Raw genomic sequence first — 26551 nt, 5'->3', positions numbered from 1 at the left:
CCCGTACGGCCGCCGGGGAATCCCGATCTGCCCCTTCGGGCAAACCAGGTGGCTTCCGCCGTGTCTCGCTGTTCCTGTCCGCGCCGGCCCGCGCGGCGACCCGGGTCAGTGGAAGCGGATGGTGATCTCGGTGTCCTCGCCGAGCACGCCCGCGGGCGTGATGCGTTGGCCCCACTCCTCATGGGCGTCGGCCCGGTCCCGCTCGCCGCCGGGGCCGGACCGGAATCCCGAGATGTTGCCCTTGTCGTCGGAGCGGTAGGGGTTCTTCACCTCGCCGTAGTCGAGCGTCGAGGCCACCGGCGCCCCCTGCGTCCTGCGGAGGTTGGCGAGCAGGCTGCGCAGCACGTTGGAGCACTGCACGCAGGGCTCGAACTTGCCGCTCACCCGGAGGTGTATGGACTTGACGGCGGGGCCGCCCCTGGACGCGACGCCCTCGAGCCAGCTGACCACCTGTCCCTCGGCATGGCTGGCATGGTTGTCCCGCTGGCCTTCGCCGATGTTCCACGTGCGCAGCAGCGCCTCGTCCTTGTTGTACTCGCCCCGGCCCGCCGAGGCCGTACGGGCGGCCTCGGGGGTGAACTCGAAGCCGGTGCCGCCGTGCTCGGCGGCCGCCTCGTCGCGCGTCCGGCCGTTCACCAGCAGCGGCCGCGGCAGGTGACGGGCCTCCAGGTCCCCGGCGAACACGATGTGGGCCTGGGCGTGGACGGTGATCGCCTTCCCGTCCCGGTCGGTCTCCCGCGGCGAGAGGGACTGGTGGGGGCCCGGGGCGGCCGCTCCGGCGGCGCCCCTGCCGCCCTGGTGGACCAGGACACCGTGGAAGTCGAGGTTGGCCAGGCTGGTGCCCTTCTTCAGTTCGACCCAGTACTTCGGGTGGTCCTTCTTCACGACCGCGCGGTCGAGACCGTGCGTCGCCTTGATCTGGAGGGCCTGCGCCCGCAGCGCCTTGATCGAGTTCGCCAGGGCCCCCTTGGTCGTCATGTCCGTGCGCGCCAGGTCCATGACGGCCGCGTTGCCCTTGCTGCCCTTGTTGCTGCGCTCCCGCTTGTCCGGGTTGACCTTTCCCTCGATGGCCCAGAAGTCCCCGTCCTTGACGGCTTCCAGCCTGCTCAGCCCGTACCGCATGCGGATGGCCGCCAGCACCGGCGTCATGACGGCCTTCGGGATGTCCCGGCCCGGCAGCGCGTTGACCGCGCGCAAGGCGGCCGCCATCGCCTTGTCCAGGCGGGCCTGTTTGCCCTCCGGGGAGTCGTCGCCGCCCTGGGCCTTCGACTTCAGCTTGCGGAGGAGCTTCCTGCCCGCGCCCGCGATCTTGCCGACCACCCAGTCGACGGCCTTCATCACCGGGGCCTGGACCTTGGTCAGGATCTCCTTGATCTTGGCCGAGATGCCGCCCAGGCCCAGCAGGCTCGCCAGGAAGTCCAGGACCACCGGGATCGCCTTGGAGAGCGCGCCCTCGATCAGGGCGGGGACGCCGCCCCCGCCGCCGCTCGCGATGCCCTCGACCGAGTCGAGCACCGAGTCCACGAAGGACTTGATCTGCGCCGCGCGGTTCACGAAGAACATCACCACGTCGTAGATCGCCTTGCAGGCCCGCACGAAGGCGGACGCCGGGTTCAGCAGCGAGACGATCCACGTGATGCCGGCCGTGACGATCTTCTCGATCACGAAGTCCTTGATCGCGCCGACGACCGTGTCCTTCAGGTCGGACAGCTTGTCCACGATCCACTTCCAGAGGCCGCCCACCCCCTCCGTCACCAGCACCTGGACCATCTCGAAGGTGGTCTCCAGGGCCTTCATCGCCGGCTCGCCGATCTGCGCCACGATCCGCGTGCGGATGTTCGACCAGGTGAGGCCCAGGATGGAGAGGATCAGCCGGATGATCCCCTTGGCGTCGAAGGTCTCCGGGATCTCGATGCCGCCCGCCGAGAGCTGGCCGAACAGCCACTGCTTCAGGCCGTTCTTCAGGTGTTCGCCGATGCGGGACGCGAAGCCCATGACGCCGGCCTTGACGGCGTTCACCAGGTTGCCGAGGAAGCCGACCGGATTCGCGATGATCTTGTCGATGGCGCCGGCCGCCCGGGCCAGCACGCCCAGCAGCATGTCCTTCAGCTTCAGGACCGTCTCGACCGTGCCCGCGACCGCGTCCTTCGCCTTGCTCAGCAGGCCCTTGTTCGCCTCCTGGAGGGCCTCGATCTCCTTGTCCAGCTCGTCGCGCGCCGCGACGTACCGGTCCGCGAGGTCCTGCGCCAGGGACTGCGACTTCTCCGCGACCGAGGACTCCAGGGCGGAGAACTCGCCCCCGATGTCGTTCGCCGCCTGCTGCGCGAACTGCCTCAGGCTCCTGGGCTGTTCGGCGACCTTCTCGGCGATCTTCTGCCGGCCCTGCGCGATCCTGCTCGTGGCGTCGGCGAGCCGCTTGCCGATGAGGTCCGCGATGTTCGAGATGACGTTGCGCATCTCGCGCTCGTAGACGCCGCGCGCCTCCGCGAAGATCTGGTTGGCGCGGGGCGGCGGGTCCAGCACCGCGTCCGCCACCCAGCGGGCCGCGCCCGTGATGCCGGAGTACCGCTCGTCCTTCCAGGCCTTCATCTTGGCCTGGTGGTCGGCGTCGAAGGCCGCCTTGGCCGCCTTCTGGCCCGCGTCGAAGGCCTGGTCCACCTCCGTGTCCAGGGCCCCGAGGAGGTCCTCGACCTCCTTCTTCGTCGCGTCGAAGATCCCCTTGATCTCGGCCGCGACCCGCGCCCGCTCCCGCTCCTCCTTCGACTGCGCCGCGCCCTGCCCCGACGCCACCTGCTGCGCCGCACCCGCCCGGGCCGCCGTCATCGCCTGCACCCCGGCCGGCCCGGCCGCGGCGGCGCCGCCCTGCTCGGCGGCGATCCGGGCCGCCTCCGCCGCCCGGAACTGCCGGGGGGCGGTGGCCGCGTGGGTGTCGGCCTCCTTCTTGGCGTCCAGGGTCTGCTTGAACTGCTCCTCGTTGGAGTTCGCCAGCATGTCCGGGGTGACCTTGGCCTCCGCCAGCATGCCGTCGGTCTCCTTGGGCCCCGTGCTCAGATCGGTCTGCGCGGCCGGGGCGGGGGCCACCGACGCCGCCTTGGGGTCGGGCGGCGCGAGCGTCGGCGGGGCCGGCTGCCCGGGCAGCGGGGTGACCGGCTTCTCCACGGCCTTCGACGGGTCCGGGGCCGCCCTGGTCTTGTCGGTGATGTCCTTGGCGGAGCCCTCCTTGCCCGCTTTGACCTGGCCGGAGACCTGGGACTTGATGTCGTCCGTCTTCCCGGAGCCGGTGAACTTGTCGGCCTCGTCCAGGGTCTTGGGCGCCTTGGCGGCGATGGCCGCCGACACGGCCGCGATGAAGGCGGCCTTGTCGAAGGTGCCGGGCTTCGCCGCGCCCATCTCGCCCGCCTGGGCCTGCTTGGCCTGGGCCTCCTTGTCGTCGGCGGGCGGCTTGGCTGCGTCCTGGGCGGCCTTGGCCTGCGAGGCGGCGGTGGGGTGCCTGGTGAGCACCGCCTTCTTGGCACGGAGGTCGTCCGCGACCCGCTTGAAGCGCGGGTCGGTGGCGGGGGTCAGCCCGCCGGGCGGTGCGGGCAGGGAGTCGAGCCGCTGTACGACGGGACCGGCGTCCCGCGCCTGCTCCGCGTCCGGCGCCCGCGCGGGGGCGGCCGTCCCGGCGGCGGCTGCGGTGACGGACCCCGCCGCGGGCCCGGTCCCGGCGGCGGGTCCGGTACCGGCGGCCGGCTTCGCCACCAGCCGGGACACCGCCGCGTTCCCCGCGCGCGCCTGGAGGCGCTGGAGCGTACGGGCGTCCACGGGCCGCGGGCGTGCCCCGGCGGGCGTGCCGGACTGTACGGGACGCCGCGGTCCGGCGCCGTCCCGTACCGGCTCGTCACCCGGGGAGCGGTCCGCGGCGGCCTTCACTCCGCCGGCGCCTCGTCCTCTTCGGCCTCCTCGGCCCCGGCCCGCTGAAGGAACAGCCCCTGCACGGCCGGGGCTTCCTCGACGCCCTCCTCGGCATCGCGCTGCACCGGCTCCTCGGCGTCACGCTGCACCGGCTTCTCCGCGTCGCGCTGTACGGCCGCCACCGTGCCGGTTCCGGCCGCCGGACCGCCGCCGGTCTCGCGTACCGCCTGCACCGGCGCCGGGGCCGCCATCACGCGCTCGGCGTTGGCCACCGCCTCCCGCTCGAAGCGGTCGCCCGGGTCGCTGACCTTGATGCCCCCGGCGGTCTCGGTGCCGTCGACGGGACCGGAGCGCTGCTGCACGACGTGCGTCAGCTCGTGGGCGAGTGTGGTGCGGCCCTGGTGGGAGCCGGGGTCGTAGGCGTCGCGCTGGAAGACGACGTGCGAACCGACGGTGTAGGCGTGGGCGCCGACCTCCTTGGCCGAGTCGTGCGCGGCACCGTCGGTGTGGACGCGTACGTCGCCGAAGTCGTGGCCGAGCCGGGCCTCCATGTCGGCCCGCACCTCCGGGTCCAGCGCCTGACCGCCGGAGCCGACGACGCCGTGCACGGAGGAGCGCTGCACGGAGGCCGAGGCGGCGCGGTTCCCGAGCGCCCGCTGGAGGCGCAGCATGCCGCCGGGGCCGAGTACGTCGGCCCGTCCGCCCGCCGCCGCCTTGAGCAGCAGCGCGTCCGGGGCACGGTCCTGGTCCTGCTCCGTCCTGGGCCGGGGGCCCTCGGAGCACTCGCCGTCGTGCTCGTGTTCACGCATGTCGTCGCCTCCCCGGACCACGATCCCGCCGCCCGCCCGCCGGGGCCTTCACCCGCGCGGCCCCAAGAGGGCACGCCTTCCTGCCCTTTGAGGCAGTCCCCCTACCCCTCCCTTACGCCGCCCCTGCTGGGATGGCCCCATGCCCGGCACACCACTCCCCTCCCGCCCCGCCCTCGCCGCGGTCGTCGACGCCCTGCACCGCTTCAACGCCGCCCACCCCTGGGACCACAACGCCCACTACCACCCCTGGATCCTGCGGCAGCTCCCCGACCGCTTCGGCCGGGCGCTGGACGTCGGCTGCGGCACCGGCGACCTCGTGCGGCTGCTGGCCCGCCGGGCCGGGTCGGTGGACGGCGTCGACGCGGACCCGGCGGTCGTGGCCCGGGCCCGCGCCCTCACCGACGGCTCCCCCGGCGCCTCCCGCATCCGCTACACGCCGGGCAGCGCGCCCGGCGCGGTCCCCGCGGGCCCGTACGACGTCATCACCTGCGTCGCCGCCCTGCACCACCTCCCGTTCACCGAGACCCTGGTCCGGCTCCGGCGCGAACTCGCCCCGGGCGGCACCCTGGTGGTGGTGGGCCTGGCGCGCGAGGCCCGCCCCGTGGACCACGCACTCGGCCTCGCCTCCCTGTTGCTCAATCCGGCCGTCGGCTGGGCGAGGCACCGCGGGCGCCCCGGGCCGCGGCCCGTCGCCATGACCGCGCCGACCCGGCCGGCCGCCATGACCTTCGCCGAGGTCGCCGGGCGGGCCCGCCGGCTGCTGCCCGGGGCGCGGCTGCGGCGGGGCTCTTCTGGCGCTACACGCTGCTCTGGCGGGCCCCCGACCAGCGGTGACCGGCTCGTCGTGCGGCCTCGCGACGGGCGTGCCTACGCTGGAGGACGGAGCCCTGTCCCTGGTGGAGAGGAGACCGCCGTGCGGTACTGGGGAAAGCGTCTGCGCAGGACCTGGCCGGCCGCCGTGGCGGCCGGACTGCTGGCCGTACCGGCCGTGACCGCGACCGCGGGAAGCGCGTCGGCGCAGACCGCGACCGGTCTCCCGCCCTCCGCGGCCGCCTCCGCGGTACCGGCCGACTCCTCCTCCGACGTTCCCGACGGCGACTTCACGACCCTCACCCCCGAGGTCATGCGCCAACTCGACGCCGAGATCCGGCGCGTGATGCGCGAGGCGAGCGTCCCCGGCGTCATCGTGCACGTCTCGGCGCCCGGCAAGGGCACGTACGTGAAGACGTTCGGCGTCGCCGACAAGTCCACCGGCCAGCCGATGACCCCGAACCTGTACATGCGCATCGGCAGCGAGACCAAGACCTTCACGGTCACCGCCATGCTGGAGCTGGTCGACCAGAAGAAGATCGGCCTCGACGACCCGATCTCGAAGTACATCGACGACGTGCCGAACGGCGACAAGATCACCCTGCGGAACCTCGCGGGCATGCGCAGCGGCCTGTACAACTACTCGCTCGACCCGGACTTCCAGAAGGCCTTCTTCGGCAACCCGGACCGGCCCTTCACCCCGCAGGAACTGCTCGACTACTCCTTCAAGCACCCCGTTTCGTTCCAGCCCGGGGCGCGATTCGACTACTGCAACACCAACCTCATCCTGCTGGGCCTGGTCGTCGAGAAGATCACCGGCCGCCCGCTCGACGAGGTCATCGAGCAGGACGTCGCGGAGCGCGCCGGCCTCGACCGCACCACCTTCCCGACGAACGCCGCCTTCCCCTCGCCGCACGCCCAGGGCTACACGAACCAGACCCTGAGCGGGAAGGTCGAGAACTCGACCGACTGGAACCCCTCCTGGGGCTGGGCGGCCGGCGCCATGATCTCCACGCTGGACGACCTGACGCGCTGGGCCAGGGTGGTCGCCACCGGCACCCTGCTGACGCCCGCCACGCAGGCACAGCGGCTCCAGGCGCCGCCGACCACCATCCCGGGCGCCTACTACGGGCTGGGCATCTTCAACGTCCAGGGCTGGATCGGGCACAACGGCTCGCTGCCGGGGTACGAGTCCCTGACGATCTACCTGCCCGGGCCGGACGCCACGATCGTCGTGCTGATCAACACCGACATCACGTACCAGGGGCAGGAGCCGACCACCCTGTTCGGCCAGGCCATCACCCAGGTCGTGTCGCCGAAGCACGTGTACTTCCTGCCCGCGGCCAACCAGGCGCCGTCGACGTCGACGCCCAGCCCGTCCGGCTCCTGACCCCGCTCGCCCGCCCCGCTCCCGGTCCCGCCCGGCGCACCCGCCGTACGAGGTCACCGCGCCCAGCGCACGTACGGGCCGAACTCGCTCTCCAGGCACAGCCGTCCGAGCTTGCGGTACTCCCGCGCCACCGCCGCCACCAGGTCCGCCATCGCCACCGGCCGCCCCGCGTCCGCGGCCAGGTAGGCGGCGGTCACCGCCGCCGACCGGATGTCACCGCCGGCCAGTTCGAAGGCCTTCCCGCAGAACTCCAGGTCCAGGTCCTCCCCGCGGGGGAGCGCCGGGCCGAGGCAGCGGTCCCACAGCGCGGTCCGCTGCACGGCGTCCGGCAGCGGGAAGTCCACCAGCAGGTCCAGGCGCCGGGTGAACGCCTCGTCCAGGTTGGCCCGCAGGTTGGTGGCCAGCACCGCGAGGCCGTCGAAGGTCTCCATCCGCTGGAGCAGGTAGGCGCTCTCCACGTTCGCGTACCGGTCGTGCGCGTCCTTCACCTCGGACCGCTTGCCGAAGACCGCGTCCGCCTCGTCGAAGAGCAGTACGCCGTTCACGCCCGCGGCCTCGGTGAAGATGCGCTCCAGGTTCTTCTCGGTCTCGCCCACGTACTTGTCGACCACGGTGGCCAGGTCGACGGTGTACAGGTCCAGGCCCAGGGCCCCCGCGATCACCTCGGCCGACATCGTCTTGCCCGTACCCGAGTCCCCGGCGAACAGCGCCATCACGCCGCGCCCCCGCCCGCCGCCCGGCCGCATCGCCCAGTCCCCGAGCACCCGGTCCCGGTGCCGCGCCCGCGCGGCGAGCTCCCGCAGCTGGCCCAGCACCACGGGCGGCAGCACCAGGTCCTCCCAGCCGACGCCCGGGGTGATCCGGCGGGCCAGCCGCTCCAGGCCCGAGGTGTTCTGGGCCCGCGCCCCCTGGAGCACGTGCGCCTCCGACACCGGGCCGCCGCCCAGCACCGCCTGCTGCCGCGCCGTCTCGGCCGCCCGCTCCATCTGCTCCGGCGTCAGCGTGAACGCCGCCACCGCGCCGCCCACTTCCGTGCCGAGCACCGCCTCCCACAGCGCGGCCCGCGCCGCCGCGCCCAGCCGCTCGACCTCCACCAGCAGCGGCACCCGGTCCGACCAGGCCGGATCCCACCCCGCCCGCCCCGCGAGCAGCACCGGCACCGGCAGCCCCGCCACCGCCCGCAGCAGCTCCGGCTTCTCGCCCAGCTCCTCCACCGGTCCGGCCACCAGCCCGGCACCCGCCAGGGCCGCCTCCCGCCCCGCGGCGGCCACCAGCGCCCCCGCGTCGGCCTGCCGGGCCAGCCTGCCGAGGTCCAGTACGAAGGCCCCGCACCCGGCACCGGCCAGCGCCTCCACCCCGAGCGTGAGCGCGACCCCGCCGGCGGCCTCCCGCACGTACACGAGCCGCACCGCCGCGCCGCCCCCGTCGCCCCGCACCGCCGCGCCGCCCCCGTCGCCCCGCACCGCGGCACCCGCCCCGTCGCCCCGCAGCGCCCCCGCCAGCCGCTCCGGCAGCTCCCCCAGCGCCCCCGCGGGCAGCCGGCCCGGCCGCCCCGGCACCAGCAGGTCCACCAGCACCGGATCCGGCGCGTCGTCACCCAGCAGGTACGCCGCCACCCGGTCCGGCACCCGGAGCGAACGGCTCAGCAGCGGCCGCTCCGGCTCCTCCACCAGCAGCAGCCCGCGCGCCACCAGCGGGCCCGCCGCCGACAGCCGGGCCCGCGCCCCCGCGGAGACGGCCGGCACCCCGCACATGTTCAGCGCCAGCCCCACGCTGGGCCGGCGCCGGGTGACGTCATCGTTGAGGTACCCGTACAGCGGCTCGAAGCGGCGGTCCAGATCGGGCGCCAGCGCGATCAGCAGCAGCTCCACGTCCAGCTCGCCCAGCCCGAAGTTCCGGGCCAGCAGCGCCAGCCGGGAGCCCTCGGGCACCGGACCGTCCCAGCCGGGCAGCGCGTCCGGCTCCGGCAGCGCCTCCGGCTCGTCCAGGATCCGGCGCACCGCCTCGTCCGACAGGTACAGCCCCCGGAAGGGGTCGTCCGGCTCGGGATCCCCGGCCCGGCGCACCTCCACGGCCCGGCGCACCCGCGCCTCCACGACGGCCAGCCGCCCCAGCAGGTGGTCCATCAGCGCCGCCGCCGGGCCCGCGCCCGCGGCCCGGGCACGCGGGACGCCGCGGGGTCGCCGTCGCCCGGCACCCCCGCGCCGTCGCCCGGCACCTCCGCGTCCGCCGCGCCCCCACCGGGACCCGGCCCCCCGGGCGGGCCGTCCCCGTGGAGGTCGGACATGTTCACGGCCAGCCCCTCCTCCACCGGCGGCCCGGCCGCCCACACCGGCGCCGTCGCCACCGGCGCGCTCACCACCACGTCCAGCGACGGCTTCAGCTCGCCCCCGAGCGCCGACCACACGTCGGCGAAGGCCCGGTCCTCCGGCGGCGGCAGCGCGATCGACACCGGCACGGGCAGCCCGGTCGACGCCAGCTCCGGGCCGAGTCCGGCCGCCGGCAGGGCCTCGTGCCGCAGGAAGCAGGCCAACAGCGCCGAGAGCAGCCGGTGTTCGTCCTCGGGCCGCTGCGTCCACGCGCTGATCAGGTACGAGAGCTTGAAGTAGCGCGGCGGCAGCGTCCGCGCCGTCACCCGCCCCTGCTCGTCGTACACGTTCCGCCGCCCGCGCGAGCGGCGCCGCATGTCCTCGCGGATGTCGTACAGGTACAGGTTCACCGTCGGCGTGTTGCGCCGGGCCGCCCAGTCGCGGGTGGGCGCGTCGAAGACGACCTCCACGTCCGCGCCCCCGCCCAGCGCCTCGCCCCGCACCAGCGCCCGCAGCGCCTCGTCCACCTCGTGGATCACCCACGCACCTCACACATCATCAGCACCACGGTTGCGACCGGACGGCTCCACCGGCACCGCCCTCACCTGCGCCACTGGAAGTCGGACGGCTGGAGCACGCCGGGCACCACCAGGTACGGGGCCGTCAGCTCCCGGAAGAGCGGCGTCCGTACGCCGGCCTGCGCCACCCGCAGCTCCCGCTCCCCCAGCGTGTCCTGGACGAGGATCAGCATCGGCGCCGAGAAGGTGCCGTCCGCCCGCACCACCACCGGCGCGGCCGCCACCGTCACGCCGCGGCTCCAGCGCAGCCGGAGCGTGGCCCCGGGCGGGAACCGGGTGCCGGAGGCCTGGGTCACCGAACCGGGCGGCCCGAGCGGCGGGACCAGGGTCAGCGTGGGCTCCTTCACCGTCAGCGGCGCCCGGCCGGTGTTGTTGGCCGGCCGGGAGTCCGTACCGGTCGTGGTGACCGTGGCCGTGACGGCTCCGGTGAGCCCGCGGTTCGCGCCGAGCACCAGCCGTACGTCCGTACGGTCCACGGACCGCAGGTCCGGCAGCGGGCAGCCGGCCGGGGTCAGGCACTGCGGCTTCGACACCGATACGACGTCCACCCCGCGCGGCACCACGACCACCAGCCGCAGCCCGGTCGCCCTGGCCACGCCCTCGTTGCGCACCACGACCCGCGCGCCGATCCGGCCGCCCGTGTAGGCGGTGCGCGGCGTGGCGTCCACGGTGACCGAGGGGTCGGCGCGGAGCCGCGGGGGCGTGGGGTTGTCCGGCGGTGTGCTGTCCCGCTTGAGCACCGTGACGGGTGCGGCGGCGGTGTTGTTGCCCGGGTTGGAGTCCGCGCCGGGCGTGGTGACCGTGCCGACGGCCTCGCCGACGAGCGGGGCGTCGGCGGTGACCTTCCGCGTGACGGTCACCGAGGCGCCGGGGGCGAGGTCGCCGAGGGCGCAGCCGGTGTCCGGGCAGGCCGGGGTGGCGGAGACCACGCGCATGCCGGGCGGCAGGAGGGTGGTCAGCGTGACGGCCCTGGCCGGGGCGTCGCCGAGGTTGCGCACCGTGTGGACGATCTCGGAGAGGAAGCCGGTGCGGATGACGGCCGGGGTGGCGGTGACGGTGACGGCCGGGTCGGGCAGCCGCGGGTCGATGACGGTGAGGTCGGCCGAGGCCCGGTCGTTCTCCGGGTCGCCGTCGGGGGTGCTCGCGCCGACGGTGCCCTCGATGGCGCCGGAGAAGGCGTTCCCGGCCGTGTAGACGAGGGTCAGCTTCCGTTCCGCCCCGGGTTCGACCGTACCGAGGGGGCAGCCGGCGGGCGGGCATTCGGTGCCGCTGACGAGGGTGAGGCCGGGCGGTACGACCAGCTTGAGGAGGACGTCCCGGGCCGCGGCCGTGCCGCCGTTGCGGACCGTGAACTCGACCGTCGACCGCTCGCGGATGGTGACGACGGGCGGGGTGGCGGTCGCGGTCACGGCCAGGTCGGGAACGACGACGACGATGACGGCCTCGGCGCCGTTGTCGCCCGGCACGTGGTCCGGCAGGGCGGAGGACACGGTGACCGCGGCCTTCTGCTCGCCCGTGGCGACGCCCTTGACCCGGAGGGTGGCGCGGCCCTTCTGGCCGCTCTGCACCGGGTCGAACACGCAGGTCAGGTCGGCCGCGCAGGTGCCGGGGGCGAGCCCGGTCCCGGTGGAGGGCTCGGGTGGCCCGACCGCCTCCAGGCCGGGCGGCAGCGTGAACTGGGCGCGGACGCGCGGCGCGTGGGCGATGCCGAGGTTCCACACGACGAGGGTGAGCGTGCCGGTCGCACCGAGGAGGAGCGGGCTGTCGGCGGTGGTGAGGTAGGTGCGCAGGTCGGCGCTGGGCTTCCAGGTGGGGGTGTGCTGCTCGCTGTTCCACCGGGCGCGCAGTTCCGTGCCGCCGCTGCCGTCGGCGGCGAAGACCGCGATGCGGGAGTCGTCGGTGCCCTCCTCGCCGTCGACGCGGAAGTCGACGGCGAAGCGGCTGCCGTCCGGTGACCAGGCGGGGTTGTCGGGCCACTCGAAGTCCGGGGTGCCCTCGCCGTCGCCGCCGGGCACGGTCGCCGGGCAGCCGAGGCCGGTGGGGACGAGGGAGCGGCAGCCGGAGGCGTCGTCCAGGAAGTGGAGCACGATGCTCGGGCCGTCGTACCCGCCGGGGACGACGGCGGCCGTGGACGCGGTGGCGGTCGGCGCGGCGGACCGCGTGGCCGGAGTGGCGGCGGACCGCGTGGCGGGGGTGGCGGCGGACCGCGTGGCGGAGGCGGCCGCCGGCCGGGCGGTCAGGCCGGGGCCCGGCTGCACCTGGTGGCGGGTGAAGGCGATCTCGCGGGTGCCGGGCCGGAAGGCGGGCCGCAGGTCGATCACCCCGCACCACTGGGAATCGCACTGGTTGCGGGTGAGGTCGGTGGTGGCGCCGCCGTCCCGGGCCTCGGCCTTCCAGATGTGCCGCTCCTCGTACGGGTCCACCGCGCGGGCGAGCCGGTCCGTGCCGCCGCCGGAGGTGAGGGGCGACCAGCACTCGCTGGCCCGGGAGAAGGCCAGGGTGGTGCCGTCGGAGGACCAGGTGGGGTCCCGGTCGTCGCTGTAGCAGTCGAGTTCGGACTCGCGGCGCTCCGGGACGAGGTAGAGCAGCCTGCCGTCCCCGATGCCGCGGGAGACGTCGACGACCGCGATGCGGGCGTCGCCGACGACGTGCCGGACCCGGTCGGACTCGGGATCCTCCTCGTGGGTGACCAGCCAGCGGCTGAAGGCCACCTTGGTGCCGTCCGGCGACCAGGCCGGGCGGGACTGGTGCTCCTCGCCGTCGAGTTCACGGTCGTAGGCGAGCGGGACGGCTTCGGACAGCCGTCCCACCTCGCCGACGAGGATGCGCTCGACCTCGTACTCGTAGGAGTTCTCGGTGCTGCGGACGAAGGCCATGCGGGTGCCGTCGGGTGCGTACGCGGCGTCGGAGAGGTCGGTCTCGGTGGTCTTGCCGGGGCGCAGTTCGGTGCGGTCGTACGGGGCGGCGGCACGGGATTCGTCGAGGGCGAAGAACTCGGGGTCGGTGCCGCCGAGCAGCACGACGGGCTCGCCCCCGGGCGGGGTGTACCAGCCGACCGTCTCGGTGTCGAAGTCCCGTACGCCGTCGGGGAAGAGCGGGGTGCCTGCGCCGCAGGTGGTGCAGGGGTCGCGGTCGGCGTCGACGAGGTGGGGCTCGCCGGTGAGGAAGGCCAGCCGCCTCCCGTCGGGCGACCAGGCGACGCCCTTGCGCTGCCAGCGCCCCTGGTCGCCGACGGCGAGCACCCGGGAGGCCTGGCTGCCGCCGTCGGTGGCGAAGACGGTGGCCAGGGCCTGGTCGGCGCGGTCGCCGAACTCGGTCACGTACGCGACGCGGTTGCGGCCGGCGGCGTCGGAGGGCTCCCACACGGGCTTGTACGCCTTCTCGTCGCCGTACGAGACCTTGGTCTCCGCGCCACCGGCGACGGGGACGCGGTAGGCCTTCTCGTCCCGTGTGAAGACGAACTGGCTGCCGTCCGGGGACCAGTCGGCCCAGTCGGCGTTCCGGACGGCCTCGCGCAGGCCCTGGCCGTCGGTGCCGACGACCCAGACTCCGACGGTGCTGCCGGTGAGGGGGAAGCGGCGGGTGTCGTCGCAGTCGTAGTTGTCGACGAAGCCGTCCTGCCAGGACACGAAGGCGATCTTCGTGCGGTCCGGGGAGAGCACCGGGTCGGCGATCCGCCACCCCTTGCGCTGGAGGACCAGCCGCGGGGGCCCGTCCCCGGTGCGCCGGAACAGGCCCTCGTCCTCGCCGTTGCGCATGCTCACGAAGACCGTGTCGTCCCCGCGGGCGGTGGCCTGGCAGTCGTTGCGCCCGGCCTGCCCGACGGGCAGGAGGCGTCGCGGGGGCTGTCCGCGCACGATGGTGGCGAGGCTCCGGTGGGTGCCGTAGTCGGTGTACGCGAGCCGCCCGGGGTCCGCCGGGTCCTCGGGGGCGGCGACGGCCGGGGCTGTGGCGGGGGCCTGGGCGGGCCTCCCACCAGAGGTCGCCGCCACGACCGGGGTGCCGGCCGGCGTCACCCCCAGCAGGGCCATGGCGACCAGCAGGACGAAGCCACGGCGGCGGGTCAGGGGCGGGCGCGGGGGGCGGGGCGTGCCGCCTGGAATGCGTAGGGGGCGGCCCGCACCGGCACCGCCACGCGAGCGGAAGGCACCGCGCCCCCTCGGGGTCCGCGGCTCCGGCTCGGGGCGCGGGGAACGCGGCTCCGGCTCGGGGCGCGGCGAACGCGGCTCCGGCTCAGGGCGCGGCGAACGCGGCTCCGGCTCAGGGCGCGGCGAACGCGGCTCCGGCTCAGGGCGGGGAGTGCGGGTGTCGCGCAAGGCGCGGGCCGCGGATGCGAGGGCGGCGCGGACGCGGCCGCGCCGCGCGGGGCGGTCGGCCCCGGACCCACCGGCCTGCGTCTCGGGGTCGCCCGGCGCAGCCGTCCCGGCACCGCCGGCGGTGGGCGTGCCGGTCGGCAGGGCCCGTACACCTCGTCGTACACCTCGTCGCACGCGCGTCCCCCATCCTCACGAAAACCCTGGCGCGGGGCCCGGCCCGCCTGCAGCCGGAGACGGGCAGCGGTTCGGGTAGCCGCTGCTGCCCGAAGAGGCACGGGGTCGGCGCCGGGCGGAGGCGCGGGGGCCGGGCGGGCGGCCGGACGGGGGGCCGGGCCACCCGTGGACCGGACCTCCGCCCGGCCGGTCAGGGCCTAGATGAATCCCTGCCGCATCGCGTACGCCACCGCGTGCGAGCGGTTGCGGAGCTGGAGGCGGGTGGTGACGTCGTGGAGGATGTTCTTCACCGTGCGCTCCGAGAACGCCAGCGCCCGCGCGATCTCCGCCGTGTCACTGCCCTCGGCGACCAGCCGCAGTACGTCGACCTCGCGCGGCGCGAGCCCGGTGAAGGCCAGCCCGCGCGGGTCCAGCACCTGCCTCTGGAGCCGTCCCACCTGGTCAAGGAGCCGCCCCAGCAGGTCCGCCGGCACGCTGCCCTCGCCGCGCGCCGCGGCCGTGATGACCTGCACCAGCCGGTCGGCGGACGCCTCGGCCCGCCGTACGACGCCCACGACCCCGCACTCGACGGCCGCCACCAGCCCCGCGTCGTCGATCTCCGTGGCCACCAGCACGATCCGGCCCTGCCCGGCCCGCTGGAAGCGGCGCAGCGTCTGGGTCTCGGCGTCGCCGACCCGGTCGGCGGAGACCACCGCCACGCAGGGCTGGTCCTCGGACAGTTCCTCGTCCTCCCCCAGCAGGCGCAGCTCCGGGCAGTTCCTCAGCTGCCCGGCCAGGCCCGCCTGGGAGATCGGGTCCTGCGCCGTCAGCCGCACCGGGATGCGCTCCGCGCCGCTCACACCGTGGTACCGCATGTTCGTGCCCCCCTTGCTCAGCGCCCCCGCGCCCACGCGAGAGCCCCACCTCTCCGTGCGTCCAGTGAACACCCGGGCAATCAGCAGGCACTCCACGCGGACTCAACGGGCAACGCGTCGTGCCCTCGGGTGTGTCCCTACGGGTCCGGCGGGGGGTTCGGCGGGCTCCCTACCGTCCTTTCATGACCACTTCCGCTCATCTGGATGCCTCTCCGACGTCGGTGCTGCCCGGAGAAGAGGCCCGGATCCCGCTGGAAATCCGCAACAGCGGCAACGTCGTCGAGGCGTACGGCTTCGAGGTGCTCGGGCCCGCCGCGCGGTGGTCGGTGGTCGAGCCCGCTTCGCTGTCGCTCTACCCGGACACCGCGGGCCAGGTGGAGCTGGTGGTCCGGCCGCCCCGCGACGCGACCGTCCCACCAGGGGAACTCACGTACGGCGTACGGGTGCTCCCCCAGGAACAGCCCCAGCACCAGACGGTGCCGGAGGGCGTCCTGCACATCCGCCCGTACGCCGACTTCGGCGCGGAGCTCTCGCCGCGCATGGGCACGGGGCGGGGCGGTGCCACCTTCCAGGCGGCCATCGACAACCGTGGCAACTACCCGGTGTCCGTTGCCCTTTCGGGCAAGGACGCGGGGGAACTCCTGAAGTTCAAGCTGCCCACCGGGGCCACGGTGGTGGACCCGGGCCGGGCGGCCTTCGTCAAGGTCCCGGTGAAACCGAAGCGGCTGCTGTGGCGGGGGACCCCGGTCACGCACGTCTTCCAGGTGCACGCGGTCCCCGCGGCGGGCCCGGAGGGCGCGCCCGAGGTGCCACCGGTCGCCCTGGACGGCACGCTGCTCCAGCGGCCGGTGATCTCGCCCGGGCTGCTGCGGGCGCTGATCGCGCTGGTCGTGCTGGTCGGCGTACTGGCCGGGCTGTGGTTCGGGCTGCTGCGGCCGGTGGTCAGGTCGGCGGCGAAGGAGGCGGTGAAGGAGCCGGTCAAGGCGGCGGAGAAGAAGGCGGAGGACGCGAAGCGGCTTGCCGAGGAGGCGAAGAAGAACGGCGGGGGCGGCGGCAGCGGCGGGGGCGGGAATGGCGGTCAGGGCCCGAACGCGTCGCCGTCGCCCTCGGTCTCCGTCAAGCCGGGCGAGGGCCCGGGACCGCAGCCGCAGGCCAACCTGTTCGCGTCCCGGCTCACCGCGTCGGCCCCGGCGGGCGGCACGGACTCGGCCACCTACAAGGTCCCGGACGACAAGGTGCTCCGCCTGACCGACCTGGTCCTGGAGAACCCCCAGGGCGACACCGGCACGGTCACGATCTCGGTCGGCGGAAAGCCGCTGCTGGCCCCGGCCCTGGAGAACTTCCGCGAGCAGGACTTCCACTGGGCCTCGGCCATCCTGGCGGGCCCGAAGCAGGAGATCACGGTCACCATCACGTGCCGGACGGTGGGGCGGCCGCCTTCGGGTCCGGTGCCCACGCGGTGCAGCACGGCGGCGCTGTTCAGCGGGACGCTGGAATAGGGGCGGGGTGGCCGGACGGAAAGCGGGGTGGCCGCGGCGCGTTGTGCGCGCTGCGGCCACCCCGTTCCCCCGTGTCCCCCGTGTTCCCCGCGTTCCCCCGCGTTCCCCCGTGGTCCCCCGGGCTTCCCCCGTGCCCTGCGTGGAGGTCGTGCGGGCCGCTACCAGGTCCAGTAGTGGTCGCGCCAGGTTCCGCAGGGCCACTGGATGACCTTCTCGCCCGGCGTCGTGCTCGCGCCCGGGATCGCCAGGCACTGGCCGCTGTTGTAGTTCACGAGCCGGGTGCCGCCCGAGGTGTACTGGACGCCCCAGTAGTGGTCGTTCCAGGTGCCGCAGGGCCACTGGATCACCTGGGTGCCGGCGGTCTTGCTGCCCCCGGGGACGGCGAGGCACTGGTGGCTGTTGAGGTTCTCCAGGCGGTAGTACGCGATGCCGCCGGCGGTGAACCCGTACTGGAAGGACCAGTAGTGGTCGTTCCAGTTGCCACAGCCCCACTGGATGAGACCCTTGCCGGCCTCGGTGCTGCCGCCGGGCACGGCCAGGCACTGGCCGCTGTTGCCGTTCTTGATGTGCACGTACGTCGCGGCGGTCCCGGTCTCCCCCTGTTCCTGTGCGGCGGCCGACTGTGCCGTGCCCATGGTGAAGAGCAGTGCCGCCGAGCATGCGAGGGCTGCGGCTGCGCGCTTGAGTAACGTCACCGTGTCGCCTTTCGTGGTGGTTGGTGCGCGTGGTGGTGCGGCTGGCCCGGCACACGCTTCCGGGGCCCCGGTTTGGCCGCCCCGGGGGTTGTCCGGCTTCGCAGGTCCGCGGCGTACGGCGGGCGGACAACACGGCGTCCAGGGGCGGGTGCGCGCCGCATCCCCGCCCCTTTCCCGCCAAGGAAGCCGAGCCGGGTGGACGGTGGGGGCGCCGCGGTGTTCCTTGGTCCACCGGGGGCGGGCGGCCACGGGTTGTCCGCGGACATCGTTGTCGGTGGCGGTCGGCGGCAGCCGGCTGTCGTTGGCGACCGGTCGACTGTCGTCGGAGCGGTCGGCGAGCGGTCGGCGAGCGATCGGCAAGCGGGTCGGCGAGCGGTCGGCTGTGGAGGGGTGGCGGAAGTGGCCAGGCCAGGGCGCCCTCAGGGCGCGATGAAGGGCGCGACGGCGGAGGCCAACGAGCTGGCGGAGCTGCTCGTGGAGCTGACCGGGGAGCTGACCGTCCGCGAGATGGCCCGCCGCTACGGCGGCGGCAAGACCATGTGGAGCGAGTACCGCTGCGGGGCCCGGATCATTCCGCTGGGCCGGCTCAACGGCGTGGTGCGGGACCGGGTACGGGACGCCCGCGGCCTGTCGGTGACGCTGGCCCGCGCCCGGCGGCTGCACGAGGCGGCGCTGCTGGCGGACGTGGCGGAGGGGCCCGCGCCCGACGTGGCCGAGGCGCTGCGGCGGGCCGAGGAGGACCTGGGTGCGGCGGCCCGGCTGGTGCGGAGTCTGGTGTCGATCATCGCGATGCTGCTGCCGGGGGAGGCGGCGGCGGAGGGCACGGTGGAGACGGCGGGGGCGGAGGGTTCTCCTGGGGTGGGTGCCGTGGGGGCGCGCGCCGACCTCGTTCCGTACGAGCTCCTCGACCGGGCCGTCGACCGGCTCGGCGTGGCCTGGGCGGTCGGCCACGCCGCCCGCCAGGTGACCGAGGGCCTCCTCGCACAGCAGCGCGCCGCCCTCCCGGCTTCGGGTCCCGGGCCGGCCGAGAGCGAGCTGGCCCTGGCCCTCGCCCGTACGGACGGCGCGCTGGAGCACCTGGAGTGGGAGGTGGCCCAGCTCCTGGAGGAGGCGACCGACCTGCGGGGACACGGCCGGTCACCGCGGACGGGAGCGGTCGACGGCGTCGTGCTGGAGCGGACGGACCGGCCCGGGGCCGGCGTGCCCGCTCGTTACGGGCCGCCGCCCCGGGATCCCGTACGGCGGCTCGGCGCCGCCGCGACCGCGTTCGTCGCGGCGGCCGTGCTCGGCGTCGCCGCCCTGGCGACGACGGCAGTCGTCGTCCTGGCCGGGCGCGGAGCCGCCGGGACGGTGGGCACCGGTGCCACGCTGCGGCCGGTGGCCGCGCCGCCCTCCGCCCCGGTGTTCTTCGCCCCGCCGGGTACGGCGCCCGGTACGAGCGCCGCGCCCACCGGGGCCACGATGCCGACGCTGCCCGCGCTGCCCGGGGGCACGGCGCCGAGCGCCTCGGCGCCGGGCACGTTGCCCGCGCCGCCGCCTCCTCGGCCGTCCGCCCCTCTGTCCGCCCCTCCTTCCCCCGCGCCGACGCCTTCGGCGTCTCCCACTCCCACGGCTTCGGCCACCCCGCCCTCGGCCGGGCTGCTCCGGCTGAGCAACGCGGGCAGCCGGCTGTGCCTGGCCGTGCCCGAGGGCAGCGCCAATCCGGCGGACGGGACGGTCCAGACGGGCTGCGGGGAGCGCCCCGAGCAGTCGTGGTACGTCATCCAGGAGGCCGCCGGACCGGCCGGGCCGGTCTACTCGGTCCGCAACCGGTACAGCGGGCTGTGCCTCTCGGTCGACGCGGCCCGCACGACGAACGACGCCCTGGTCACCCAGTACCTGTGCGGCGACCGGCAGGGCCTGTTCCCCGACCAGTTCTGGGCGCTGCGCTACAACGGCGCACTGCGGGCCTGGCAGTTGCTCAACCTGAACAGCGGCAAGTGCGCGGCCGCCCGCGCGGGCGCCCAGCCCGGGGAACAGGTGACCCAGCAGGACTGCCGCGACGACCCGTGGTTGTCGTGGCGGGTCTGAGGGCGGGCCGGGGGCAAAGCCGAGAGCCGGCCGGTGGCCATGGGAGCGTGCCCTGAGCCGGGGCGGAGCCCCGCCCCACGGGCGGACGCGTCAGCGTCCGTAGGCCCACCGGTCGGCATGGCGGCCTCCGGGCCGCCTGTGCCCCTTCATAAGCCGCCCACGATCGCTACGCGGCCCTGTCGTCTCGGCGGCGGACGGCCGTCTTGGGCCGGGCATGGGCCGCCGGCGACCGCTACGCGCTTCTGTCGTCTTGGCGGCCTGCGGGCAGTGGGTGGTGGGAGCGGCTCGGCGCGATGGGCGGTCCGTGCCGTGGGGGTCGCGCTAGTGTTCGTATGTGAGTCTTCATGTGGTTGTGGGGTTCGGGCCCGCCGGGGCCGCCACCGCTCGGCTGTTGGCCGGGCAGGGACACGAGGTTCGCGTCATCACCAGGGCCGGGCGGTCTCCGGAGCCGGGCATCGAGCACGTCGCGCTGGACGCGTCGGACGGTGAGCGGCTGGCTGAGGCGGCGCGGGGAGCCGTGGCGTTGTACGGATGTGCCGCGCCGCCCTACCACCAGTGGGCGGGGGCATGGCCGGCGCTCGCCGGCGCGCTGTGCGCGGCGGCCGAGCGCAGCGGGGCCGTGCTGGTGATGCTGGGCAATCTGTACGGGTACGGGCCCGTGTCCGGTCGGATGACCGAGGACCTTCCGCCGGCGGCGACCGGCCTGAAGGGCCGGGTGCGTGCTGCTGCTTGGGAGCAGGCGCTGGAGTTGCACGAGCAGGGCCGCATCCGGGCAGTCGAGGTGCGTGCCTCGGACTTCTTCGGCCCGGGCGTGACCGAGGGCGGCCACCTGGCCGGCCGGGTGGTGCCGCGCGTCCTGCGCGGCAAGTCCGTGTCGTCACTGGGTGATCCAGACGCCCCGCACAGCTGGACGTACGTGCCGGACGTGGCCGGGGCGCTGGTCGAGTTGGCGGGCGAGGAGCGGGCGTGGGGGCGGGCGTGGCACGTGCCGACGGCGCCCGCCCGGTCCACCCGCCAGATGGTGGAGCTCATGGCCGCCGAAGCCGGGACCGGTCCGGTGGCGGTCCGGGCCCTCCCGCCCGCGGTCCTGACCCTGGCAGGCCTCTTCTCGCCCCTCCTCCGCGAACTGAAGGAGATCCGCTACCAGTTCGACGAGCCCTTCGTGGTCGACTCCTCGGCCTACGAGTCCCGCTTCACGCTCCGCCCCACTCCCCTCGACACACAGATCAAGGCAACCGTGGACTGGTGGCGGTCCCGCTAGAGGCCTTCCAGTTCGCCCAGGCCCAGCGTGCGGAGGGTGTGGTTGGCCATCTCCAGGTGGCCCTTGGCGTTGGGGTGGGCCGGGTCGTCGAGCCACGGGATGGGGTCCATGTCACCGAAGTGGTTGCGCCAGTGCGTCTCGTGGTCGACGAGCAGGGCGCCGGTGTCCGCGGCGATGTCGCGCACGGCCTGGCAGTAGGCCGGCATGGCCGCCCGCCGCTCCCGCCCGGAGACGGCCACGAGCACGGGCGTCTGGAGCACCACCTGGGCGCCCGCCCTCTCGATGATCTTCCGCATGGCGTCCCGGAAGGCGGGCAGGCCCGCCTCTCCGGCCAGGCAGTCGTTGGTGCCGAGTGACACGGACAGTACGTCGGGCGCGAAGCGCCCGATGAGGTGGTCGTGGGCCCCGAGCACGTCCTGTGCCGTCCAGGCCGAGACCCCGGTGTTCACGACGACGTCGGTCAGCCGGCCCGCCTGCCACCGCACCCGCTCCTGAAGGTGCTCGACCCATCCCCGAGCACCATGCGTGTGCAGCACGCCCTGCGTGATGCTGTCCCCCGTGGCCACCCACGTCATGGGCCCGTCCGCCAGCCGAATCATGCCTCTCCCCCGTCCAAGCCTCGGATCACCGCTCGTCTGCGGCAACAACCATGATCCCCCGTCGGCCGTCCGTCGCCGTCCGGCAGGAGCGCGTAGCGATCGTTGGCGGCTTATGAAGGGGCACGGCCGGCCCGGAAGCCGCTGAACCCGCCGACCGGCCTATGGACGCTGACGCGTCCGCCCCGTGGGGCGGGGCCGGGCCCCGGTGCCGGGGACACGCACCCGGCACCGGAGTGCATGAGGTGTCCCCAAGGCCGTTTTCCTGGGGTTGTCCGCCGAGGTCTTTGCCTTCCGGGCCGGGGTGCCCTGTCAAGGGCGCTCCTTCGTCGCGTCGCCTGCGGCGATTCCACTTCGTTCCACCCTTGACAGGGCACCCCGGCCCGGAAACCCTCGGTCGGCGGACGGCCCCGGATACCTCCACCTCCCCGACACCGGCCCAGGTGATGCCCCCCGCTCCCCTACACCCCCCGGCTCCCCAGCACCGCCGCCAAGTCCCCCCGGCTGGTGACGCCCAGCTTCGCGTAAGCGCTCGTCAGGTGGTTGTCCACCGTGCGGGGGGACAGGCCCAGGCGGGTCGCGATGGCGCGGGAGGTCAGGCCCGAGGCAGCCAGACCGGCCACCTCCAGCTCCCTCCGGGTCAGGGCAGGGGCCGCCAGCCCCGCCAGCAGCGGCGTGCGCGCGCCCTCGCAGCGCGCCGCCAGCATGTGCGCCCGGGCCGCCGCGCCGGGTGTGCCGGCCCGCAGCGCACCCGCGGCGGCCTCGGCCGCGAACAGCAGGTACCCCAGCCGCTCGAACTCCAGGGACACCGCCCACAGCCCCGCCCCCGACCGCTCGGCCGCCGCCGCGACGTGCCCGGCACACACCGCGGCCAGGGCCCCCTCGTGTTCCAGCGCGGCCATCCGCGCCGCCACCTTGCGCGCGCCGCCCAGCCGGGCCACGTCGTGCAGCGCCAGCAGCTCGAAGCCCACCAGACCGGCGGCGCCGGCCCGGGCCGCGTACGACGACGCCAGTTCGACCGCCTCCGACACCCGCCCACCCGCGACGGACACCCACGGCCGCGCCAGCTCCGCCCACTGGTCGCCCCCGGCCGCGAGGTACCGCTCGGCCATCTCCGCGTCCCCCACCAGCGCGGCGGCATGGGCGGCGGCCCCGGGGTGCGAGCCCCGCAGCCGCGCCAGCGCCGCCCGTACCTGCCCCCGCCACAGCAGCACCGCCCCGTGCAGCGCGTCCCCGCGCCGCCCCAGGGCCTCGGCGTACGCGTCGGCGGCCCGCCACGCCCCGGCCAGGTCCCCGGCCCAGAACTCGGCGGCGTACGCGGCCAGCCGCAGCGGCAGCACCTCGGTCGGATCCTCACCGACCACCTCTCCGGCCCGCTCCAGCACGGACCGCGCCACCAGGGGTCGCCCGGTGTACGCCCGCGCCACGGCGATCCCGGTCAGCAGCGCGGCACCACCCACCGCACCCGCGGCATCCACTGCCTCCCCGGAACCGGCAGCACCCACCAGGCCCCCACCGCCCCCACCGCCACCACCCCCACCCCCCGCCGAAGCCAGCTCCAGCGCCCCCCGGTAGTCCTCGGCCACCCCCCGCAGCGCCACCCGGCGCCCGACCGCCTCCGCACCCAGCACGCCCTCCGCCTCACCCAGCACCCGCTCGGCATCGTCGAACCGCCGCAGCCCCCAGCTCAGCCCGTACGCCCGCAGCACCGCGTGCCGGGCCCGCTCCGCCCGCTCCATCGGCAGCGCCTCGCACTCCCCGAGCACCGCATCCGCCTCGGCGTACCGCTCCGTCCAGATCAGCGCCGCCGCCAGCAGCAGCGCCGCCCCCACCCCGGCCCCGGCCTCCCGTGCCGCCGAGGCCAGCCGCACGGTCCCGCCGGGATCCCGCCCGGCCCACGCCTCCCGCGCCCCGGCCAGCAGCCCCGCCCCGCCGAGGGCCCGTACGAGCGCCCGCCGGTGGCGCCCCTCCCGTGTCCGCGGACAACTCCCCCGCAGCACCTCGGCGTACAGCGGGTGCGCCAGCCGCACCCAGGGCCCGGCCACCACGATCAGCCCCCGCGCCTCGGCCTCCTCCAGCAGCGACACGTCGACCAGCTCGCCCAGCGCGGACAACGCCACCGGCTCCCCGAGCGCGACCAGTTCCAGCGCCTCCCGCGCCCCGCCCACCCGGGCGGTCACGTGCGCGACGACCCGGTCCGGCAGCTCCTCGCCGGTCAGGGCCAGCTCCCTCAGGAAGAGGGGGTGACCGCGCGAGCGCTCGTACAGCCGCCGGGCCGCCCGCCGCTCCAGCGACCCGAGCAGCGCCTCGGTCTCCTCCCGCGTGAAGGGCCCGACCTCCACCCGCTCCAGCAGCCGGTCCTCCCACAACCGCCGCAGCCCGTCGGGCACGGCCCCGGCGGCCAGCAGCCGTAACTCCCCGGCCCGCACCATCCGCCGCACGAGCGCGGCGGACAGCGGATCCATCAGCTGTACGTCGTCCACGCACAGCACGGGCACCTGAGCGCCACCCGCGCCCGCACCGGCGCCCGCGCCCGCACCGGCACTCTCGTCGAGCAGCACCTCGCGGGCCCACCGCAAGAGGTTGAGCGCACCCCGCTCGGGCACGAGCACCGGCAGCAGCGGACTGAGCGCCCCCAAGGGCACCTCCCGCGCCTCCTCGGAGGTCTCCGCGACGAAAACCGGCCGCCCCGCCCGCTCCAGCACCCGCCGGGCCTCGGCCAGCAGCCAGGACTTCCCGGTCCCGGGAAGCCCCGCCACCAGCACCCCGCCGACGCCGTCCGCCCCCAGGGCACGCGCCACCCGCTCAAGCTCCGCCTCACGGCCGAAGAAGGGCCAGGGGATCGCCATGGGGGGATGGTAGGGCGGGGGAAGAGAGGGGCGCGCCCAACTCCGCCCAGACTGTCTTGCCGATGACCCTGTCGGTGACGCCCCAGGCGTCCGCATAGGCGTCAACCAGCCGCATTCCGTACCCGGACACCCCGTCCCCGACGCGGATTTCCGGCCGCCGGTCGCCGCGGGCGTCGGCCACCTCGATACGGAGCACCGCGCCGCCACCCGTGAGGGTGAGCCGCACCTCGAAGTCCCGGCCGGCCACCCGTCCGTGGGTGATGGCGTTGGCGGCCAGCTCGGCCAGCACCTGTTCCGCGGCGACGGACCGTGCCGTCCGGTGCGGGATGCCCCAGTCGTGGAGCTGGAGCAACGCCAGCCGCCGGGCCAGGCGGGCGCCGCGGCGGGTGGAACTGAAACGCTGAGTGAACACGCGTACGGGGGCGGTGGAGTGCCGCTCTGGCTCTGACATGGGGCCAACTCCAGCGTTGGCCAGGGCATTTCACCAGCACACGGACTCGTACAAGGGGACTTGTACGAGTCCATGCGCTGGACAGCGTGGTTCACGTACCGTGACGATTGCCCGTCGGGGAGGTAGACCATGGCTAACGGTGATGGTGAGTACGACGTGGAGCCCGATCCCGCACTCAGGACCTTCGGGGAGGTCGTCAAGATCTTCCGCAAGCGGGCCGGCTACACCCAGGAGCAGTTCGCCCCGCTGGTCGACTACTCGGTCCAGTCGGTGGGCTCGTTCGAGCAAGGCCGCCGCTTTCCGCAGCAGAAGTTCATCGACAACGCGGAGGAGGCCTTGGATGCCTTCGGGGCGATCCGGGCGGCCGCGAAGCACCTGATGAAACAGAAGGGGCTGGCGTCCTGGTTCCGGCCGTGGGCGCAGCTGGAGGAGACGGCCGTCAGCTTGTACACGTACGAGTGCCGCGTCGTCCCGGGCCTGTTGCAGACCGAGGCTTACGCGCGGGCGGTCATCATGAACGTGCCGCCGCCTCCGACGGACGAGGAGATCGAGGACCGCGTGTCGGCGCGGCTGCAACGACAACGCCTTCTCACGCGAAGGCCGCTGACCGCCTTCAGCTTCATCATCGAGCAGTCGGTGATCGAGCGGGAAACGGGCGGGCCGGACGTGACGCGAGGGCTGATCGACCACCTGCTGGAGGTCTGCCCGCTCACCAACGTCGAGATTCAGATCATGCCGCTCAAGCAGCCCGAACACGCCGGTACCGACGGCCCCGTGCAGCTACTCGAAACAGAAGACAACACATGGCTCGCATACAGCGAAGGCCAGAAGACAGGCCAGGTGACGACGGACGTGAAAGCCGTCAGCGTCCTCCATCAGCGCTATGCCAAACTGCGCTCACAGGCTCTCAGCTACGCGGACTCCGTGAGCCTGTTGAAGCGATTGCGAGGAGCGCTATGAGCAACGCCGAGCTGACCTGGTTCAAGAGCAGTTACAGCGGCAGCGAGGGCGACAGCTGCGTCGAAGTGGCCCTCACCCAGAACGACTCCACCACCATCCACGTCCGCGACTCCAAGGACACCACCCTCCCCGGATTCGAGGTCACGTCCACCGCCTGGGCGGCCTTCGTCGCGCACATCTAGCCATAACTCCCCCTGTCTTGAACGGTCGTTGACCCGGCCCGGATCCCTGAACCAGCGTGGGGCCCGCGGCCGGGATCCGGCCACGAGCACATGGGGGCAGAACATGTCACGGGAACGGCTGGAGAAGCTGGCGGCGGACGGCATGGAGCGGTTGTTCCGCAAGGTGCCGAAGGCCCGCGAGTTCCACGCGGGCGAGTGGATCGACCGCGACTACTACCGCCGCCACTTAGTGGAGACGGTCCTCCGCATCCGCCTGAACAACGAGGTGGACGCGTACGGCCTGTACAAGATCGGGTACAAGGACAACCGGCTCGCCTCGATCCTCGCCCAGTACCTGGCCGAGGAGAACAACCACGAGGGGATGTTCCTCCGCGACCTCAAGCACTTCGGCCTCTCCAAGGACGAGGTCGACGCGATGCGGGTGTACCCCTCCACGGAGTACCTGATGGGGTACATGTACTTCTCGATCAACCAGGAGGGGCCGATCCCCACCATGGTCTGGAACTGGCTGGTCGAGTGGTACTCCGACCGCTACAACCAGATCATCACCACCCACGCCGCGACCACCTACGGCCTGGAGATGGTCAAGGGCTCGCAGGCCCACCTCGACTACGACGACGAGCACGACCACGACGACCTGATGTGGTCGGCCGTCGACCGCGCGGTCAAGGGCTGGGCCGACGGCGACTTCGCGGCCGCCGAACGCCACCTGGTCAACTTCATCGACCTGATCGGTCTCTACTTCACCGAGCTGTACGAGGACACGGTCGGCCACCGCGACGCCGCGTAGGCAAGCCCTGTGCCCCGGCCCGGGCCCCAGCCCGGGCCCGGGCCCCGGGCCGGACCACCATCGG

At 74.4% G+C, this 26551-nt stretch carries 17 protein-coding genes; 7 read left to right on the top strand and 10 right to left on the bottom strand.

Translation table 11 applies throughout. The features are described 5' to 3' along the window. Window positions 1-105 precede the first annotated feature (105 nt). Window positions 106-3804 carry a hypothetical protein gene (locus ACIQUR_RS05690; protein WP_403658790.1) on the bottom strand — a complete coding sequence of 1233 codons (3699 nt, stop codon included), beginning with the start codon at window positions 3802-3804 and terminating at the stop codon, window positions 106-108. A gap of 104 nt (window positions 3805-3908) precedes the next feature. Next, the gene (locus tag ACIQUR_RS05685) at window positions 3909-4703 is read right to left on the bottom strand and encodes a DUF4157 domain-containing protein (protein WP_403658787.1); all 795 of its coding nucleotides are present in this window, start codon (window positions 4701-4703) and stop codon (window positions 3909-3911) included. Between the two features lie 139 nt (window positions 4704-4842). Between ACIQUR_RS05685 and ACIQUR_RS05680 the strand changes: the two genes are divergently transcribed. Next, window positions 4843-6903, top strand: a complete 2061-nt coding sequence (locus ACIQUR_RS05680) for a serine hydrolase (RefSeq protein WP_403658784.1) — start codon at window positions 4843-4845, stop codon at window positions 6901-6903. A gap of 53 nt (window positions 6904-6956) precedes the next feature. Here ACIQUR_RS05680 and ACIQUR_RS05675 read toward each other — a convergent pair whose 3' ends face one another. From ACIQUR_RS05675 to ACIQUR_RS05660, 4 genes are all read right to left on the bottom strand, one after another. Further along, entirely contained in the window at window positions 6957-9029 is a 2073-nt protein-coding gene (locus ACIQUR_RS05675; protein ID WP_403658782.1) for an ATP-binding protein, read from the bottom strand. Beyond that, window positions 9029-9751, bottom strand: coding sequence for a DUF4255 domain-containing protein (locus ACIQUR_RS05670; RefSeq protein WP_403658779.1), 723 nt, complete (start codon window positions 9749-9751; stop codon window positions 9029-9031). Before ACIQUR_RS05670 ends, ACIQUR_RS05675 begins: the two co-directional genes overlap by 1 nt. A 62-nt stretch (window positions 9752-9813) precedes the next feature. Then, complete coding sequence (locus ACIQUR_RS05665) at window positions 9814-13821, bottom strand: hypothetical protein (protein WP_403658776.1); 4008 nt, start codon at window positions 13819-13821, stop codon at window positions 9814-9816. A 656-nt stretch (window positions 13822-14477) separates the two neighbouring features. Next, window positions 14478-15134 carry a response regulator transcription factor gene (locus ACIQUR_RS05660; RefSeq protein WP_403658773.1) on the bottom strand — a complete coding sequence of 219 codons (657 nt, stop codon included), beginning with the start codon at window positions 15132-15134 and terminating at the stop codon, window positions 14478-14480. A 182-nt stretch (window positions 15135-15316) separates the two neighbouring features. On the opposite strand from ACIQUR_RS05660, the gene ACIQUR_RS05655 reads away from it, so the two are divergent. Further along, window positions 15317-16633, top strand: coding sequence for a hypothetical protein (locus tag ACIQUR_RS05655; protein ID WP_403658770.1), 1317 nt, complete (start codon window positions 15317-15319; stop codon window positions 16631-16633). A gap of 158 nt (window positions 16634-16791) precedes the next feature. On the opposite strand, the gene ACIQUR_RS05650 is transcribed toward ACIQUR_RS05655, so the two are convergent. Beyond that, complete coding sequence (locus ACIQUR_RS05650) at window positions 16792-17328, bottom strand: RICIN domain-containing protein (protein ID WP_403658767.1); 537 nt, start codon at window positions 17326-17328, stop codon at window positions 16792-16794. Between the two features lie 429 nt (window positions 17329-17757). Between ACIQUR_RS05650 and ACIQUR_RS05645 the strand changes: the two genes are divergently transcribed. Together ACIQUR_RS05645 and ACIQUR_RS05640 are read left to right on the top strand one after the other, a co-directional pair. Continuing rightward, window positions 17758-19398 carry an RICIN domain-containing protein gene (locus ACIQUR_RS05645; RefSeq protein WP_403658764.1) on the top strand — a complete coding sequence of 547 codons (1641 nt, stop codon included), beginning with the start codon at window positions 17758-17760 and terminating at the stop codon, window positions 19396-19398. A 334-nt stretch (window positions 19399-19732) separates the two neighbouring features. Beyond that, window positions 19733-20659: an NAD-dependent epimerase/dehydratase family protein gene (locus tag ACIQUR_RS05640; protein ID WP_403658761.1), complete on the top strand. Its 927-nt coding sequence runs from the start codon at window positions 19733-19735 to the stop codon at window positions 20657-20659. Here ACIQUR_RS05640 and ACIQUR_RS05635 read toward each other — a convergent pair. The 3 genes from ACIQUR_RS05635 to ACIQUR_RS05625 all read right to left on the bottom strand — a co-directional run bounded on the left by ACIQUR_RS05635 (window position 20656) and on the right by ACIQUR_RS05625 (window position 24555). Further along, window positions 20656-21258: an SGNH/GDSL hydrolase family protein gene (locus ACIQUR_RS05635; protein WP_403658758.1), complete on the bottom strand. Its 603-nt coding sequence runs from the start codon at window positions 21256-21258 to the stop codon at window positions 20656-20658. The two genes, ACIQUR_RS05640 and ACIQUR_RS05635, sit on opposite strands and share 4 nt — an antisense overlap. 458 nt (window positions 21259-21716) lie before the next feature. Continuing rightward, entirely contained in the window at window positions 21717-24104 is a 2388-nt protein-coding gene (locus tag ACIQUR_RS05630) for a LuxR C-terminal-related transcriptional regulator (protein ID WP_403658755.1), read from the bottom strand. Beyond that, entirely contained in the window at window positions 24073-24555 is a 483-nt protein-coding gene (locus tag ACIQUR_RS05625; RefSeq protein WP_403658752.1) for an ATP-binding protein, read from the bottom strand. The genes ACIQUR_RS05630 and ACIQUR_RS05625 overlap by 32 nt, the downstream gene beginning before the upstream one ends. Window positions 24556-24684: 129 nt before the next feature. Between ACIQUR_RS05625 and ACIQUR_RS05620 the strand changes: the two genes are divergently transcribed. The 3 genes from ACIQUR_RS05620 to ACIQUR_RS05610 all read left to right on the top strand — a co-directional run bounded on the left by ACIQUR_RS05620 (window position 24685) and on the right by ACIQUR_RS05610 (window position 26487). Continuing rightward, window positions 24685-25515, top strand: coding sequence for a Scr1 family TA system antitoxin-like transcriptional regulator (locus ACIQUR_RS05620; RefSeq protein WP_403658749.1), 831 nt, complete (start codon window positions 24685-24687; stop codon window positions 25513-25515). After that, complete coding sequence (locus tag ACIQUR_RS05615) at window positions 25512-25697, top strand: DUF397 domain-containing protein (RefSeq protein ID WP_403658746.1); 186 nt, start codon at window positions 25512-25514, stop codon at window positions 25695-25697. Before ACIQUR_RS05620 ends, ACIQUR_RS05615 begins: the two co-directional genes overlap by 4 nt. A 103-nt stretch (window positions 25698-25800) precedes the next feature. Further along, window positions 25801-26487 carry a hypothetical protein gene (locus tag ACIQUR_RS05610; RefSeq protein WP_403658743.1) on the top strand — a complete coding sequence of 229 codons (687 nt, stop codon included), beginning with the start codon at window positions 25801-25803 and terminating at the stop codon, window positions 26485-26487. Window positions 26488-26551 lie beyond the last annotated feature (64 nt).

Source organism: Streptomyces sp. NPDC101132 (genome assembly GCF_044759225.1).
GTDB lineage: Bacteria > Actinomycetota > Actinomycetes > Streptomycetales > Streptomycetaceae > Streptomyces.
This window is presented reverse-complemented; position numbering and strand designations above follow the sequence as displayed.

Bases quoted from the DNA above. Each gene is read 5' to 3' on its own strand.
- ACIQUR_RS05610 (WP_403658743.1), top strand. From the start codon at position 25,801: ATGTCACGGGAACGGCTGGAGAAGCTGGCGGCGGACGGCATGGAGCGG.
- ACIQUR_RS05680 (WP_403658784.1), top strand. From the start codon at position 4,843: ATGCCCGGCACACCACTCCCCTCCCGCCCCGCCCTCGCCGCGGTCGTC.
- ACIQUR_RS05635 (WP_403658758.1), bottom strand. From the start codon at position 21,258: ATGATTCGGCTGGCGGACGGGCCCATGACGTGGGTGGCCACGGGGGAC.
- ACIQUR_RS05675 (WP_403658782.1), bottom strand. From the start codon at position 9,029: ATGGACCACCTGCTGGGGCGGCTGGCCGTCGTGGAGGCGCGGGTGCGC.
- ACIQUR_RS05615 (WP_403658746.1), top strand. From the start codon at position 25,512: ATGAGCAACGCCGAGCTGACCTGGTTCAAGAGCAGTTACAGCGGCAGC.
- ACIQUR_RS05665 (WP_403658776.1), bottom strand. From the start codon at position 13,821: ATGGCCCTGCTGGGGGTGACGCCGGCCGGCACCCCGGTCGTGGCGGCG.
- ACIQUR_RS05685 (WP_403658787.1), bottom strand. From the start codon at position 4,703: ATGCGTGAACACGAGCACGACGGCGAGTGCTCCGAGGGCCCCCGGCCC.
- ACIQUR_RS05655 (WP_403658770.1), top strand. From the start codon at position 15,317: ATGACCACTTCCGCTCATCTGGATGCCTCTCCGACGTCGGTGCTGCCC.
- ACIQUR_RS05625 (WP_403658752.1), bottom strand. From the start codon at position 24,555: ATGTCAGAGCCAGAGCGGCACTCCACCGCCCCCGTACGCGTGTTCACT.
- ACIQUR_RS05630 (WP_403658755.1), bottom strand. From the start codon at position 24,104: ATGGCGATCCCCTGGCCCTTCTTCGGCCGTGAGGCGGAGCTTGAGCGG.
- ACIQUR_RS05645 (WP_403658764.1), top strand. From the start codon at position 17,758: ATGAAGGGCGCGACGGCGGAGGCCAACGAGCTGGCGGAGCTGCTCGTG.
- ACIQUR_RS05660 (WP_403658773.1), bottom strand. From the start codon at position 15,134: ATGCGGTACCACGGTGTGAGCGGCGCGGAGCGCATCCCGGTGCGGCTG.
- ACIQUR_RS05620 (WP_403658749.1), top strand. From the start codon at position 24,685: ATGGCTAACGGTGATGGTGAGTACGACGTGGAGCCCGATCCCGCACTC.